The 14,133-nt window shown below is 60.2% G+C and carries 13 protein-coding genes; 5 read left to right on the top strand and 8 right to left on the bottom strand.

Annotated elements, in window-relative coordinates:
• Positions 1–5: 5 nt before the first annotated feature.
• On the bottom strand, positions 6–1,172 hold the full coding sequence (locus OP10G_RS19465; protein WP_025228760.1) for a DNA glycosylase AlkZ-like family protein: 1,167 nt from the start codon (positions 1,170–1,172) through the stop codon (positions 6–8).
• Positions 1,173–1,281: 109 nt separating this feature from the next.
• Here OP10G_RS19465 and trhO point away from each other — a divergent pair, with 109 nt between their 5' ends.
• Positions 1,282–2,172, top strand: coding sequence for an oxygen-dependent tRNA uridine(34) hydroxylase TrhO (gene trhO / locus OP10G_RS19470; RefSeq protein WP_227624978.1), 891 nt, complete (start codon positions 1,282–1,284; stop codon positions 2,170–2,172).
• A gap of 178 nt (positions 2,173–2,350) precedes the next feature.
• On the opposite strand, the gene OP10G_RS19475 is transcribed toward trhO, so the two are convergent.
• A complete protein-coding gene (locus tag OP10G_RS19475) occupies positions 2,351–2,854 on the bottom strand; it encodes a DinB family protein (protein WP_025228758.1) in 504 nt (167 codons plus the stop codon).
• A 122-nt stretch (positions 2,855–2,976) separates the two neighbouring features.
• Here OP10G_RS19475 and OP10G_RS19480 point away from each other — a divergent pair, with 122 nt between their 5' ends.
• Entirely contained in the window at positions 2,977–3,765 is a 789-nt protein-coding gene (locus OP10G_RS19480) for a hypothetical protein (RefSeq protein WP_144241259.1), read from the top strand.
• A 229-nt stretch (positions 3,766–3,994) separates the two neighbouring features.
• On the opposite strand, the gene OP10G_RS19485 is transcribed toward OP10G_RS19480, so the two are convergent.
• Both OP10G_RS19485 and OP10G_RS19490 read right to left on the bottom strand, forming a co-directional pair.
• On the bottom strand, positions 3,995–4,843 hold the full coding sequence (locus OP10G_RS19485; protein ID WP_025228756.1) for a sugar phosphate isomerase/epimerase family protein: 849 nt from the start codon (positions 4,841–4,843) through the stop codon (positions 3,995–3,997).
• Positions 4,840–5,439, bottom strand: a complete 600-nt coding sequence (locus tag OP10G_RS19490; protein WP_025228755.1) for a GNAT family N-acetyltransferase — start codon at positions 5,437–5,439, stop codon at positions 4,840–4,842. The genes OP10G_RS19485 and OP10G_RS19490 overlap by 4 nt, the downstream gene beginning before the upstream one ends.
• A gap of 87 nt (positions 5,440–5,526) precedes the next feature.
• Here OP10G_RS19490 and OP10G_RS19495 point away from each other — a divergent pair, with 87 nt between their 5' ends.
• Complete coding sequence (locus tag OP10G_RS19495) at positions 5,527–5,835, top strand: DUF1905 domain-containing protein (protein ID WP_025228754.1); 309 nt, start codon at positions 5,527–5,529, stop codon at positions 5,833–5,835.
• 61 nt (positions 5,836–5,896) lie between these two features.
• Entirely contained in the window at positions 5,897–6,790 is an 894-nt protein-coding gene (locus OP10G_RS25105) for an alpha/beta fold hydrolase (RefSeq protein ID WP_025228753.1), read from the top strand.
• On the opposite strand, the gene OP10G_RS19505 is transcribed toward OP10G_RS25105, so the two are convergent.
• The 4 genes from OP10G_RS19505 to OP10G_RS19520 all read right to left on the bottom strand — a co-directional run bounded on the left by OP10G_RS19505 (position 6,756) and on the right by OP10G_RS19520 (position 9,911).
• Positions 6,756–7,799 (bottom strand): NADP-dependent oxidoreductase, encoded by a 1,044-nt coding sequence (locus OP10G_RS19505; RefSeq protein WP_025228752.1) that lies wholly within the window; start codon positions 7,797–7,799, stop codon positions 6,756–6,758. The genes OP10G_RS25105 and OP10G_RS19505 overlap by 35 nt on opposite strands.
• A 30-nt stretch (positions 7,800–7,829) precedes the next feature.
• On the bottom strand, positions 7,830–8,693 hold the full coding sequence (locus OP10G_RS19510; protein WP_025228751.1) for an oxidoreductase: 864 nt from the start codon (positions 8,691–8,693) through the stop codon (positions 7,830–7,832).
• A 91-nt stretch (positions 8,694–8,784) separates the two neighbouring features.
• A complete protein-coding gene (locus OP10G_RS19515; RefSeq protein ID WP_025228750.1) occupies positions 8,785–9,393 on the bottom strand; it encodes a TetR/AcrR family transcriptional regulator in 609 nt (202 codons plus the stop codon).
• 47 nt (positions 9,394–9,440) lie between these two features.
• Positions 9,441–9,911 (bottom strand): DinB family protein, encoded by a 471-nt coding sequence (locus tag OP10G_RS19520; RefSeq protein WP_025228749.1) that lies wholly within the window; start codon positions 9,909–9,911, stop codon positions 9,441–9,443.
• A gap of 405 nt (positions 9,912–10,316) precedes the next feature.
• On the opposite strand from OP10G_RS19520, the gene OP10G_RS19525 reads away from it, so the two are divergent.
• On the top strand, positions 10,317–13,784 hold the full coding sequence (locus OP10G_RS19525) for a hypothetical protein (RefSeq protein WP_144241260.1): 3,468 nt from the start codon (positions 10,317–10,319) through the stop codon (positions 13,782–13,784).
• Positions 13,785–14,133 lie beyond the last annotated feature (349 nt).

A 14,133-nucleotide genomic window follows, 5' to 3' on the forward strand; every position in this document is an offset into this window, starting at 1 on the left:
ATGGTTTATGTCAAATCGCGAATAATCGGATCGACACCCGGGCCAGTCACGATTTTGACGGCTGAACAATAGGCCATCAGGTCCTGAAGGGCTCGCTCTAACTCGATTAAGAAAGACGGACCCGGATCGCCCGGTTCGAAGTGCCAGCTACGCACTTCCAGAACGCCGTCGCGGCACCAGAACTCGGCGCGGGCGACCATTGCGTCGCCGAACAGAACCGGCAGAACGTAGTATCCCCATCTCCGCTTGGCCTCCGGAATGTAGATCTCCCAGGCGTAGTCGAAGTCGAATAGGTGGGCGACCATTTTGCGGTCCCAAAGGAGCTGGTCGAGCGGCGCGACGAAAGTGACGCGGGGGGCAGGGGATGGGGAATCGAGGTTGGAGAGTAGTTGGGGCGTCGCGTGGGCTTTGATCCCTTCCACATCGACGGGAACGAGCTCGCCCATCTCGATGAGTCGTTCGATCGCCGCCGCGCGCGGTCCGGCGTAAACCTTGTAAGACCAGAGCTCCATCGGCGCGCTGAACCTCAGCAGCCCTACCGCCCGATGGCGCTCGGCGACAAGCTCTCGGACCGCATCCTCGTCTTCCATCATCGGCAGCCGGTAAAGGTGGGCGGGGACAAGTCGCTCGGCAAGGTCGTAGAGGTGTTGCCCCTTGCGGCGTCCCGCCGTCATCACCTGCCCGGTGTGCCACAGCGCGCGCAGCACTCGTTTGGTTACGTTTGGGCTGGACCAGTGACTCTTCCACTCCGCCTTCTTTTCCTGGAAGCCGCACTCCTTCGGCATTAGCGGTCCTCGCTCCTCGAGGTCTTTGAGGATGGCGGTCACCGCCTCGGGAAACTCTTCGAAGATCTTCTGAAAATGCCCGCGATGCCACTTATGAAAGATCCGCCGCCACGGCCAACCTTCGAATGGGACCAGCGACGCCTGCTTGTCCCACCCATCGTAGATTTGCCGATCCTCGTAGGCGGTCTTCTCCCAATCGCCAATCCGATATCCGGGGACACGGGCTTGGAGGACGAGGTCGTGGTTACAACCGATGGGGGCGATGGGGTCGAATTGGATGCTTCGCAGACGTTCGAACGCCTCCATCTGCGTAGCGCAGGGCGCGAACTGGTGTTTCACGAGCGCCCTGCGGGCGTCGGCTTTGGACAGCTTGATGGGGCTCGCCACTGGGGAACGGTACCTGTTCCAAGTTGCGCTAGTGGTTAGGCGCGTGGAAGGCGTCAGCCGTATGACTGCCTGGCTAAAGGAGCCGAGCGCACCAGGTACCTTTCAGAGCGTGGCGGGTCGGAGCGAATGGTGGGTTAGCAGCTTTTACAAGTTTTGCCGGTTGACCTCGGAAGAGGTGCAGGCGCACCAGACTTGGTTCGGGTCTTACATGGAATCCAGCCGCGTTTTGGGGCTCGTGGTGCTGGCGGAGGAGGGGATCAATGCGACGGTGGCGGGGGAGCGAGGCGCCGTCGACGTGCTGAAGACTTACGTCGAAGCTCACTTCGGCGAAGTTCGGTTCAAAGATTCGGTCAGCGAGATGTGTCCGTTCCACCGGGTTTCGGTGGACATCCGGCGAGAGATCGTAGCGAGTAAGAATGACGGCTTGCCACTGCCGCCGGGCGACGACCACCACCTCAGCCCTTCCGAATGGCACGCGATGCTGGCCGGGCCGAATCCAAAAACGGTCATCGACACTCGCAATCGGTACGAGACCCAGCTCGGGATGTTCGAGGGCGCGGTCGACCCGGATCTTAAGTCGTTCGGCGATTGGGGCGGATACCTCGATCGGGCCGAGATCCCTCGGGACCAGCCGGTGATGATCTATTGCACGGGCGGGATCCGGTGCGAGAAGGCGATCTTCGAGCTGCGTTCACGCGGATTCGAAGAGGTTTACCAGCTTCGGGACGGGATCTTGGGCTACCTGGAGCAGTTCCCGGAAGGGAAGTACCGGGGCGAGTGCTTCGTCTTTGACGATCGGGTGGCGCTAGACGCGCACCTGAACCCGACGACGAAAGCGGGCATCTGCCCGGGCTGTGGCCTCCCGGCGACTAACAAATTCGATTGCGCGTGGTGCGGCTCCGTTTGTTTTTGCTGCGACGACTGTCGGCCGGTTTGGGAAGGGGTGTGTTCCAAGACTTGCCGCGACCGTATTCGGCGGCATGGGTGCCCAACGGCTTAGGGTTTTGCCCAGAGACGCGGCCTGTGGTGGGGTTCTGCGACCGCCTGCCGGGGTCGGGGAGGGTTGGTCGCTCTTTGCCCGGGTCTGCTGACCCGGGGCTAATTTCTTTGATCCCTCCGGGATCGGGGAGGGTTGCAGGCGGTTGCCCCGGCTCCGCGACTGTGGAAGGCGACCGAGTCTAGGGCTCGGAAGGCGAGGCTGCGTTTACCCAGAGGATGTAGTCCGAGTCGATCGGCTCCACGCCGTGAAGCTTCAGGAGGCAGGCAATTTGCCCCCGGTGAAACGTGCCGTGGTTGATCACTTGGAGCAAGGTTTGCTCCACGGTGAGGATGAAAAGGCCGCGGCGGGTGTCGTTGCGGATCTCTTCGGCCAGTCGCTCCGGGGTCAAGGTCGGAACCATCTGCCGGTATCTCGCCGAAACTTCGCTTGCGTAAGACGCCGCTTCGGCAGGGGTGGAGAACGAATCCGGAACGACGTCGGGAACCGGCTCGCCCATGATACGCGCTCGGTAACGGTCACTCGCTCCGAGCATGTGGATGCATTGCTGCCTCACCGAACTCAATTCTCCCGCGAATTCATGGGTGAATTGCGCCTCCGTCAGGGCCGAGACCGAGGCGAACATCTGGTCGGTGGCCCACTGGTCGTACCGGAGCAAATCAAGGATGGGAAGTTCGGCGCCCATGTCCGTTAATTTAGCATTTGGAGTTGGCTGGGTTAACCGGCCGTCTTAGTTCAAAAGAGCGGAGTTGTGAAAACTTAACGCGATCCGAAAAGCGTCACTTATGCAGGTCAATGATTACTTCCATGATCTTCGCCCTCCTACACGTTGGAGGCCACGTTCTGCATCCGGCAGCGCCGGTCTCTCCATTGTGGGAAGAGACGCCGATGGAGCAATTGAATCCCGGATACCACCCGATGATCCGGTTCGGCTCTTGGGAGATCACGCGATTTAACCGGTCGACTACGTACATGTTCCTGACGCCCGACATGGTCCAGCAGGGGCAGTTTCAGGCGAACGGAAACCGTTACTTCTTCCGAGCTGTGATGGCCAACGAGTTGGAGAACGCGGATAAGGACAAGCTGATCGCGGACATGGATGGCGGAACGGCCCGCGGCTTCAACGAAGCGTACGCCCGGTCGATGTCCAACTTCGAAGGCAACTATGATCGCTCCACCAATACGCTCACCATTAGTTACCCCGTGAAAGGGATGCTGCGGACCTTCCAACTCCATCCCACCAACCAGGGCGACGACCGGCTCCCGATGGCGGCTTCGGGTGCCGAGAGGGGCTTGGTTGGTCTGTGGCAGGCCCCGGAGCCATTTCCCGACAAGCTCGACGCACGAACTCGAACCAAGGTCCAGGAGGAGGGGCTCCAGATGTTCTTCCAAGAAGCGTCGGCCAGCGACGGAGCCCAATTCGCGGTCATCGACCTTCGCCCGGACCACAGCTTCCGCGATCACTCAACTATCGGTTCCTGGCAAAGAAACGGCTCTACGCTTACCATGTTCGCCAAAGGCAAGCGCCTCGACCTTCAAATCTCCGGGGACGGGAGCAAGCTTCTTTCCAGGGGAAAGGCCGTTTACGTTAGGTAATCACCCATGGCTTAGTGGCGCACACGAAGGTTCACGAGGTGGGAGGACATGGGAGAAGGCCCTTCGCGGCTGGTCTTTGCTTGTCGGCCTGGAGGACCGCTGGTCTCCAGACCGGCTCTTCCGGACTCCCTCACCCCCAACCCCCTCTCCCTCGTTCGGCACATACATCCGAAGGAGGGAGAGGGGGCTCCGGAGGCCAAAGATAGGAAGGGCGCAGGGGAGGATCCTTCTACTTGTTGTGCGAACGTTCGCTCGCTGGGTCGAGCAGAGGGTTGCCCTGGTAGCCGTCCGGACGGCCGGCTCGGGCGTGGGCGAGCGCACGTCGCACGAGGCCGACCTGCGCCTCGACTTCGCTGAACTCGTTCTTGCCCGAGTGGTGCTCGACTCCGAGCGCGCCTTGGTAGCCCGACTCCATGAGGATCGCCAAAGCGGAATCGAGGCGTTCGTAGCAGGTCTTTTGGTCGACGTGGGTGTGGATGGCGATCGGGGCGAGGGCGCGGTCGTAGTCGTCGGGACTCGTCCAGGTGTCTTTGCCCAGGTGCAGGAGGATGCCGTAGGCGGGTGAGGCGACGGCGGCGTGCAGCTTCAGCATGTTGTCCGGATAGTTGGTCGCTCCCCAGTGGGTCTCTGGGCCGACTCGGAAGCCGGAGGACGCGCCGATCTCAGCGAACTCGCGGAACGCTTTAACGATCGCGTCGAACTGCTCCCCGGTCCACTCCCGATCGCGGCCGCCGGTGTCGATACGCACCGTTTTGGCGCCTAGAATCTCGGCCGCCTTCAGGTGTCGCAGGGCCAAGGCCCGATGTCGCTCGCGCGCGTCGGGATCGTCTTCCCAAGGGTGGCAGCCGTCCGCGTGGTAGTTCACGCAGACGAGGTCTCGCTCATCCATGGCTTGCCGAACCTTCTTCAACCTCGCCTCGTCCAGTTGCACTTCCACATCCGCTCCGAGCAAGCCGTTCCAGATGTCGGCGGTGTCGAGGTGATAGCGGTAGCGGCACGCCTCGAGGTAGGTGAAGACGTCGACGGTTCCCGTGGCGATGGCGCCGTGGAACGAAAAGGAGGCAATGCTGATGTTCATCGTTGGACCGGTTTGACTTTATCTCCAAACCGGTCTGGATCGCTCTCAACCGTCTTCGTCACCACCCAATGGTACATGCCGAGTCGCCGCGTTTTCTGGAAACCGAGGCGCTCGAAGATCGACAGGGAAGCGTTGTATAGGAAGGCGCCCGACGTCTTTCGGCCTTCCACATCTTCCGGATAGCTCTCGACCACCCCGCCGCCGAGATGTGCAATTTGCTCCAGCGCGCCCGCAAGGGCGAGAGAAGTGACCCCCTTTCCGCGATACTCTTTGTCCACGAAGAAGCACGTGATCCGCCAGTCTGGAAGCTTCTCGAGTTCGCTTTCGTATTGTCGCTTGTGTTTGATCCGAGGGAGCTCGTCGGTGGACCCGAACTGGCACCAGCCGACGGCGTTCGGACCGTCGTACACCAGCGCCGCATGGGCGCGCCCTTCTCGCACGCGGCACTCTTTCAGGTCACGGTTTTGGCTGCCGGCCGGCTTTTGGTGAAAGCCGATGCACCAGCAGCCGCCCCAAACGCCATTGTGCTTTTCGATCAGCCGGGCAAAGTCGGGCCAGGTGCTCTCATCGAGCGGCTTCACGGTGAAGTCGGACATTTGATGGTTCGTTTACCCGGAGCCGCGTAGCGCCCACAACCGATTCACCGGTTTTTTGGGCGAACCACCACTGTATATACTTGTCGAGTGATCCTGGAATTCGGTGGGGAAGCCATCTGGTGGCGAGGGCCGGCGCCGTTCGTTTTCGTCCCGGTTCCGGCCGATCTCTCGGCGGAGATCAAGGCTAATTCTTCTCGCTTCACCTATGGCTGGGGCGTGATTCCGGCGATCGTGCAAATCGGTGACACGGAGTACACGACCTCGCTTTTTCCGAAGGACGGGCGCTACCTCGTGCCGGTCAAGGTCGCGGTGCAGAAAGCCGAGGGCGTCAAAGTAGGTGACTTTGTCGGGATCCGGCTTGAGCTTGTCTCAGCGTCACTGCCAAAAGGGCACTAAACCGGCATCCAGCCTGCAAGCTTCGCAACCCATACCAGGGCGTCGTTGTTATAGAGAGGCAATGATGAGATTCAAGCCTCTGCTGGCGATGGTCTTCGCCTGTTCTGCCCTTACCGGCGTAGCTCGGGCGGACGACGACGTATTCGACTCGAACGGGGTGAAGATTCGGTACGTGACGGCTGGAGAGGGAGAGGCCGTCGTTCTTATCCATGGCTGGATGGGCGACTCCAGTATGTGGGGCCGGGATGCGGCCGGAAACACGAAGCTCGATACCACCGGCTCGAAGGGATTCCAGATAATTGCGCTAGATTGCCGGGGGCATGGGAAGAGCGACAAGCCGCATGACGCGAGCAAGTACGGCGCGGAAATGGCCGCCGACGTGGTGCGCCTGCTCGACCACTTGAAGATCAAAAAGGCGCATCTTATCGGCTACTCGATGGGCGCGTTCATCGCGGGCAAGGTGGCGGCGACCCATCCGGACAGGGTGCTCAGCGTCATCTATGGCGGACAAGCGCCGCTTATCGTCGGAGTTCCCGCATCCGGCTCGAACGAGGTCGAGGTGTTCGCCAAGGCGGTGGAAGAGGGGAAGGGGCTCGGACCGTACCTTCTGGAAGTAATGCCGCCGGACAAGCCCAAGCTGACCTTAGAGCAAGCGAACTCGATCGCGAAGTATCTCTACGGGGGCAGGGACGTAAAGGCGTTCGCCTTGGCCGGCCAGAGCCTCAGCGATCTTCGAGTGACCGCGGACGACCTGAGAAAGTGCGCGGCGCCGACTCTGTTCATCTACGGAGGAAACGAGTCTGCGCACACTCAAGAGAGTATCGCAGCGGCGCGAAGGGTGCTTGGTCGTGGCGAAGTCAAGGTTATCGAGGGGGGCGACCATATAACCACGCTTGCCAAGCCTGCGTTCGGAGCCTCGATCATGGCGTTCCTTCGTTCTCATATGTCGAAGTAGGCTCGCCTTTTTTCAGGAGGAGGACAACCTTGCCCTTTGCGCGTCCACTCTCGACGTAAGTCAGAGCTTCCTTGACCGCGTCGAATGGGTAGGTTCGGTCGAGAATCGGTCGTATTTTTCCAGAATCGGCAAGCGACGTGATCTTGCCTAACTGATCGCCGTCCGCTCTCATGAATAGGAACGAGTAGGTCACGTCACGAGCCTTTGCCTGCTTCCGAATTCCGAAGCTCAGAAGGGCCATGACCATCCTCACGAATCCATTTGCTCCAAGCTCTTTGGCGAAGGCCGGATCGGGCGGACCGGCTATCCCGATGAGCTTGCCACCCGGCTTTAAGACTCGTAAAGACTTTGCGAGGGTCTTCCCGCCGAGGCTATCCAATACGACATCGTAGTCGTGTAGGACATTTTCGAAGTCGTCCTTCTTGTAATCGATGACTACGTCGGCGCCAAGGCTCTTTACCCATTCGATGTTCGCGGTGCTCGTCGTCGTGGCAACGGTCGCGCCTAGGTGTTTGGCAAGTTGAATTGCGATGCTTCCCACACCTCCGGAACCCGCTTGGATGAAAACCTTCTGCCCCTTCTGCAGGCCCGCTCGCTCGATCAGCGCTTGCCAGGCGGTTAGGGCGACCAGAGGGAGAGAGGCGGCTTCTTCCATCGTGAACGCTTTAGGCTTCATAGCCAGGTCCGCCTCATCCACCGCTATCCGTTCCGCGAAACTTCCAATGCGGTCTTTGTTTGGTCGGGAATAAACCTCGTCGCCGGGTTTGAAGCGCTTGACGCGGGATCCAACACGGAGCACGACTCCGGCCAAGTCGTTCCCGAGGATGAGCGGGAGGCGGTAAGGAAGGATCAGCTTGAATTCACCCTTTCTGATCTTCGAATCGAGAAGGTTGATACCTGCGGCGCGGACCTCTACCAACACGTCGTTCTCGAGCAATTCCGGCTCCGGCATTTCGCCGATCCGTCCGCCATCGCGGCTGTTGTAACGGTCAACGATGAAAGCCTTCATTTCTTTATTCCAAAGGTTCGCACGAATCGCCTACTTCTGCAAAGCCGGGGTGGCAGAGGTGGGGGTAGTTGAAGTATCGAGCCGGAGTTGTTTGCGGAGGCCGGAGTCCATCATTCCGGCGGGCGCAAATCGACGGAGTATTTTCAGGAGACCGGCGCGCCGGCCGGCCGTATACCGTACTTTGGGGTGAGCAGCGAGTGCCGCCTTCAGCACGGCGTCGGCGACGATACTGGGCGCGTCTCCGCCATCGACCATCTCCTTCATCGTCTTGCCGACGGCCTCACGAGCGTCGCGGTACTCCGCGAGGGGAGAATCGGGCTGCAGGGAGTTCGCGTCGAATCCAGTCTTTGTATTTGCCGGCTCGATGATCGAGACTCGTATCCCCTTCGTGCGTAGCTCGTGATCGAGCGATTCCGAGTATCCCTCGACTGCGTGCTTGGTTGCCGCGTAAAGTGCCATGTACGGCATCGGAAGGAATCCGAACACGGAGCCGATGTTGACGATGCGTCCGTATCCCCGGCGTCGCATGTGAGGGAGCACCGCGCGGATCATCCGAACCGTACCGAAAAAATTCGTATCGAAGATCGCATGCGCCTGGTCCATCGAGCTCTCTTCCGCGCCGGCAGAAGCGACGCCGAAACCGGCGTTGTTCACCAGCAAATCGATGCGGCCCTCCAACCGGATAACTTGGTCGACCACGGCTTTGGCCGATTCGTCGTTGGTCACGTCGAGGGGAAGCAGTTCGAACGATCGTCGGCTTGCTTGGTCCGCTCCTCCTTGGGCGCCTCGCCGGCTGGTTCCGTAGACCTTATATCCCGCGGCGACAAGCCGCTCCGCCGTAGCCGCGCCGATCCCTGATGAAGCGCCGGTAACCAGTGCAATCTTAGTTTTCATCGTCGACTCCTTTATATGAGCTACATCATATATGATAACTATCATATATTGCTAGCCTTCCGCCTCAATGCCAACATATTTACGGGGAGAATCAGTCGCTGGTGGGGGCGAACTGCTTCAGGGCGGCATCGAGAAGGGCGTCGGAAAGCTGGGGATCGTCGACCGCCCGGGCCAGAACCAGGGTTCCGACCATGGCCGATACCGTCACCAGTGCCCGTTCGTGGGCGCCTGGTTTGCCCCAATCGGGGGATTGGCGAGCGACGAGATCGATCATCTCCTTGATGCGCCGGGTAGCCGCTCGCCGGACCTCGGGTGCCTGGCGCGGCATTTCCGAGCCCAAAGCGGCCATGGCGCAGCCCTTTTCTGTACCAAGAACATGCTCCTTGGAAAGGTAGGCACTCAGCATCGCGTAGAGCGCCTGCTCCGGCGGCACCGCGGCGGCGATGCTCGCCGCCGCCGCGACCGACTCGGCGCCGGCTCGGTCCGCCGCTTCGGCGAGCATCGCTTCACGAGAAGAAAAGTGGGCGTAAAAGCCACCATGAGTTAGCCCGGCCTCCTTCATGATGTCGGCCACGGAGGTTCCGTCGTAGCCGCCTCGACGGATGGCGCGCGAGGCAACTTCGACGATACGGTCGTGGGTGACCTCCTTCTTACGAGGAGTGGGTCGATCTTGAGTAGATTTTCGTATGACATGTATCATACGCCAACCGTAAACGACACCGTGCGGACACCTCCGGTGCGCCGAGCCTAGTTATCCACAGTCTCATGACCCAAAAGGTGACGGACGGAATAGATTTGGCCCGTGTGGTAAGCGACGTGGAATACGGCGTATTCGATTGCCTGGTGCCAACTCCAGCCCTCGCGATGGGGATTCTTGTCTTCGCCGTCCGGCTGGACCGCCGCAAGGGACGCCTTCACCACCTGGTGAATCCGCTCCACCTCTTGATAGAGCGCTTCCGCGCCGATGTCGAGCACGAGAGGGGAGTCGACCGAGGAGGTGTAGTACTTGGCGTACTGCTCCAAAAACGGACTGCCGCTGGTGCCGCCGGTCAGACCGAAATCCTCCCAATAGGCGATGTGCGTCGCCAATTCGCCGATGCTTAAGAGGCGAGGATGCGGGCGTTTCCATACGTCCTCATCGGGAAGCCCTTTGAACCCTTCTCCGAGTTCCCAGTGTCCCGTATCTAATGCGGCGATGAGCAGATCGAGTTTTGCCATGGCCGCATTTTAATCCAAGCAGCTCACACACGTCTACCTGAATATTAAGAGTGCTAGCGTGTCTTTCGATGACTCGCCGGCAAGATTCGGGGAGATGGTCTTGATGGCAGGCGTCTCTCGCCCCACTTCCTTGAATCAACTAGCGGCGAAAAGCGCTCGGGGACAAATCCATACCCGGCAACAAAAAGATCCTTCTCGACGTATCGTTTTCGTGCGAAGGTCGTCATAGATTCAAATAGGGTCCTAGTGAACCCGTTTTGACCGATTGGATTGGTCTATAGTAGGTTTGGAGGTATTGCGCCTCAAACTGCCATGGGAAGGCGGAATAGGAAGCTGTTTGGGATAGTCGTTGCGGGTGCGCTGCCATTGGCGGCGGGCGCCCAGGCACCCCTTACGCTTGCCGAGATGAAGTCGGGCGGCGGTGGCGCCGTCGAAGTCGGCGGAACTCCCGCGATCGACATCATTACGCTCCGCGCGGTGGGCCCTGGCGCTCCTCTCCGGTACGGCAACGTCGTCCCGAATTCTGAGCGGGTCCAGTTGGACAACGAGCGGCTGCAAGCCGGTCCCGACTACGCCATGGACTACGCCACCGGCGTCGTCTACCTAAAGCGCGCGCAGCATCTCGGACAGCGGCTGACCGTATCCTACCGCTACAACCCGAAGCTCGAAGGAAAACAAACGCCGCTTCTCGGCTTCGCTAGCGGCGGGACGTACAAGTTCGATCTCGTTCCCGGCGGCTTCAAGGCGCTGATGGGGATGGGAATCGCCGAGCGCTCCGCCGACGGCTCGGTGATGCAGAGCAACGTTTTCGGATTCAACAACGCTTTCAAATTCGGCGGGGGCCGGATGAACGGGTTGTTCATCTACGGCGACCGCACCAAAGCCGACAACCAAGCGGGTCTCAAGTTCGACATGAACGGGACCCCCGGGCAGGCGAGCACCGACGAAGGGAAGTCGCAGTTCATGCTTCAGAACCTAAGCTCGAACGTTCTGGGCGGTACCGCGCAGTTCGACTACCAGGACATCAGCAAGAACTTCACCAGCTTCGGCGCGGTTAAAGACGGCGGTTACGATGATGCCGCGGTCCAACGATTTAGTAGCGAGCGGGGCTTGAAGCGGTTCGGCATGTCGCTCAAGGACATGAAGTTCGGCGGGCTAGACCTGAGCCAGTCGTACCGCACGGTTTCCGATGACAAAGGTTCGGTGAGCTGGCGGTCATTCGGCCTGGCTCAAGGCGGCCTCAAACTGACCGCGACCACCCAGCGGGTCGATCAAAACTTCAGCCGGTTCAAAGACATTGCCGAGGCCGACCGCGATCAGCTCATGCGCGAAGCGGGAATGAGCCGGCAGAACCTTAGCGGTGAATTCGCCCAAAAGGTAGGCAAGCTTAGCTTTACGTCCAACACGATCCAAGAAGACGCCGCCGGCAACAAGATCAGCCGGCAGGAATACGCCCTCGACGTAAGCCACGTCAAGTTCAACCTTGGCCAACAGGACGTCGGCGCCGGGTTCACGCGGTTCGCTAATCTGATGGGGCCCGAGCAGGCGATGTACGGCCGCGAAGCGGGTATCCACCGGCAGTGGATGAGCATGGAGACCGCCGTCTGCGGAAAGAACACGCCGCTGACGATGTCGCAGTCGATTTTGGGCGACAAGAGCGGCGGCTTCCGGTCTCAAGAGGTTGCCTTGCAAAGCAAGGGCTGGGCGCTTCTCCACTCCGACCTGTCTTCCGACCGGGGATTCACCCGCATGAACGCGATGGCGGACAGCGAGATGGATAACCACATCAAGGCGATCGCTGCGATGTATGGGCCTAACGTCGTCTCAAGTCCCAACGACCGGGCGGCATTTCTCGGCGGCGTCGGGATTCGGCGGAGCTACACCAGCCTTAGCGCCCAGCCGTTCAAGAAGTGGAACCTCAATTTCGACCAACTCGACTTGAAAGGGCACGAGGACAAGGGTGGGGTTACGTCGGCATCGCTGACGAGCCCAAACATCCAGGCCAATTACCGCCACCAGGAGCTGGGGAAGAAGTTTTCCGAGTCGACCCTGCTGATGGGCTTCGAGCAGCAGAAGCTCGGCACCATCTCCGGGTTGGACCGAACCGATTTCGGTTTTAACGCCCAGTTTGGAGCGAGGCATCTGACCTATTCGCGGATGACCGCGGACACACCCGGCGGATCGGCCAACCGTACGTCGATGGCATACGTCGATAAGAAGATCGACGTCCAGGTGAACACTCGGGAAGTTCAAAGCGGCTTCACGAACGCCGGCCAGCTTGTCGACGCCGAGAACGCGATGCTCCAGACCTTGGTTGGCACTCGCGAGACCGACGCCAAGATGAAGTGGGCGCTCTTGCCAGGCCTCAATCTCGACGCACAGATTTGCGACGCGGTGAACGAGCAGACGAACCAGGTGAACCGCCTCCACCAGATGGCGCTCGACTGGACCCCGAACGGAACCACGAAGCTGCAATACTTCCAGCTCGAGCAAGAGAATCACAACCCGCTCAGCACGATGTTCGCGCGCACGCTGGAGCGGCTGAGCGTCTCCAAGAGCTTCGGCCGGTACGGCGTTTTCAACTACCGGGAAGAGACCGGCACGTTCGATAAGAAGCAGACCGACCTGACGGACTATCGGCGACAATATCTGTCGTACGAGGCAAAGGTCGACGACCGCACCTCGCTTCGAACCGAACAGACCCTTACCGATTTCGGCAACGGAAGCAAGGAAGACGTCAGCGCCAACACCGTGAGTACCACGCTGACCAAGCGGCTGGGTGTGAGTGTCACGGACCTAAAGGTCGATCGCTCCGGCGATTCCAAGTCGACCGAGCAAAACGTCGCCCATCGGAATTACGGCTTTTGGTACGACTTCGGCCATGGCCTCATCCTCAGCTACGGCTATGCTCGGCAGCTCGTCGAGGATAACAACGGGACCAAGACCTCCGGCGTAAGCATCGGCCAAACGAAAGATGCGCCTCCGCCCGATAAGGTGGGAACGGTTGCTCCGGGGACCGTGGGAGACGTCAGCATCGGCGGCGCGTACGGCGCCAACGAGTGGGATGCCAACCATCGCACCCAGTCGTTCAGCAACATCGCCGTCCAATCGGCGAAGCCGCTCAGCTTTGGCGCGTTTAAGGAAGTCAAATTCAACTTCGGCCTCGATACGGCAGCGGATAACGCTCAGTGGCTTCGCGAGAATAAGCTGTTCGGGTTCTCAGGAAAGTTGGGGGCGAACTCGTTCAGCTTCGACTACAAGGGGCAGATGGATCAGAGCGGGTACCGCGCGATCGATCGAAGCTATCGGCTCCAAACCGATCAGTCGGATAAGAATTGGCTCCGCGCCACGATGTACTACAAGATCCGCACGATGCCGTGGGACGAGCAGATCATGATTCGCGACTTCAACATCGCGGCCCGTCCGGCGCACAACCTCGAGATCGCGCATGAGCTGAAGACGAATCCCGAAGTGTTCCAGGCGAACGCGCTGCTCGGCTCCGTGGTTCAGGCGGCTCAGAGCAATAAGTGGCGAGTCGACTACAAGAAGAGCGCAAACCTAACTTTCGGCGGAAGCTGGGAAGAGCTCGTCAACGGGCAGAACAAGGCGCTCTCGACCACATCGGGCATCAACCTGAAGCTGTTCGAGAAGTCGGGTTCGCCAGTCTCGCTGTTCTACGGTGTGGAGCAGGTTAACCAGACCGGCGGCCTTCGCCGGACGACTCAGCGATACTCGCTCCAGTTCGACCAGCGCCCGGGACCGAACCAGCTCCTAAGCCTGTTCGTCGGCAACGTGAGCTACCAGCACAGCATCCCGGACCAGTTCCGAAAGGAAAACTGGACAATGCGGTTGGATTACCAGTTCCGGTTCTAAGATTCCGTTTGCCGAGTTTGCGGGTGGTTCGACCGCGTTTCGATGGAAGGGACGCCGAGGACGATTCGTTATGCAGCCCCAGCAGAGGTGTGGGGTTTCCTTTACCAGGGCTTCGCCCATCGCTTTAGGAGGTCGCGCTGTCAGCGCTGAGATCGGCGGCGTTTCTGGGAGAAGGCGTGGTGGCGGCAGGTTCTGCGACCACCTTCGGGGTCGGGACGATGCGGGCGCCTTTCCCCCGGGTCTTCGACCCGCGTCTAAGTTCTTTGACCCCTTCGGGGTCGGGATGGGTTTACCGCTGGCGGGGGATGTTTGGGGACGCAACCCCTTTGGGGTAGATGGCGCGTCGGTA

The sequence above is a fragment of the Fimbriimonas ginsengisoli Gsoil 348 genome (genome assembly GCF_000724625.1).
Taxonomy (GTDB): Bacteria; Armatimonadota; Fimbriimonadia; order Fimbriimonadales; family Fimbriimonadaceae; genus Fimbriimonas; species Fimbriimonas ginsengisoli.

Bases quoted from the DNA above. Each gene is read 5' to 3' on its own strand.
- OP10G_RS19475 (WP_025228758.1), bottom strand. From the start codon at position 2,854: ATGGGCGCCGAACTTCCCATCCTTGATTTGCTCCGGTACGACCAGTGG.
- OP10G_RS19480 (WP_144241259.1), top strand. From the start codon at position 2,977: ATGATCTTCGCCCTCCTACACGTTGGAGGCCACGTTCTGCATCCGGCA.
- OP10G_RS19485 (WP_025228756.1), bottom strand. From the start codon at position 4,843: ATGAACATCAGCATTGCCTCCTTTTCGTTCCACGGCGCCATCGCCACG.
- OP10G_RS19490 (WP_025228755.1), bottom strand. From the start codon at position 5,439: ATGTCCGACTTCACCGTGAAGCCGCTCGATGAGAGCACCTGGCCCGAC.
- OP10G_RS25105 (WP_025228753.1), top strand. From the start codon at position 5,897: ATGATGAGATTCAAGCCTCTGCTGGCGATGGTCTTCGCCTGTTCTGCC.
- OP10G_RS19505 (WP_025228752.1), bottom strand. From the start codon at position 7,799: ATGAAGGCTTTCATCGTTGACCGTTACAACAGCCGCGATGGCGGACGG.
- OP10G_RS19510 (WP_025228751.1), bottom strand. From the start codon at position 8,693: ATGAAAACTAAGATTGCACTGGTTACCGGCGCTTCATCAGGGATCGGC.
- OP10G_RS19515 (WP_025228750.1), bottom strand. From the start codon at position 9,393: ATGATACATGTCATACGAAAATCTACTCAAGATCGACCCACTCCTCGT.
- OP10G_RS19520 (WP_025228749.1), bottom strand. From the start codon at position 9,911: ATGGCAAAACTCGATCTGCTCATCGCCGCATTAGATACGGGACACTGG.
- OP10G_RS19525 (WP_144241260.1), top strand. From the start codon at position 10,317: ATGAAGTCGGGCGGCGGTGGCGCCGTCGAAGTCGGCGGAACTCCCGCG.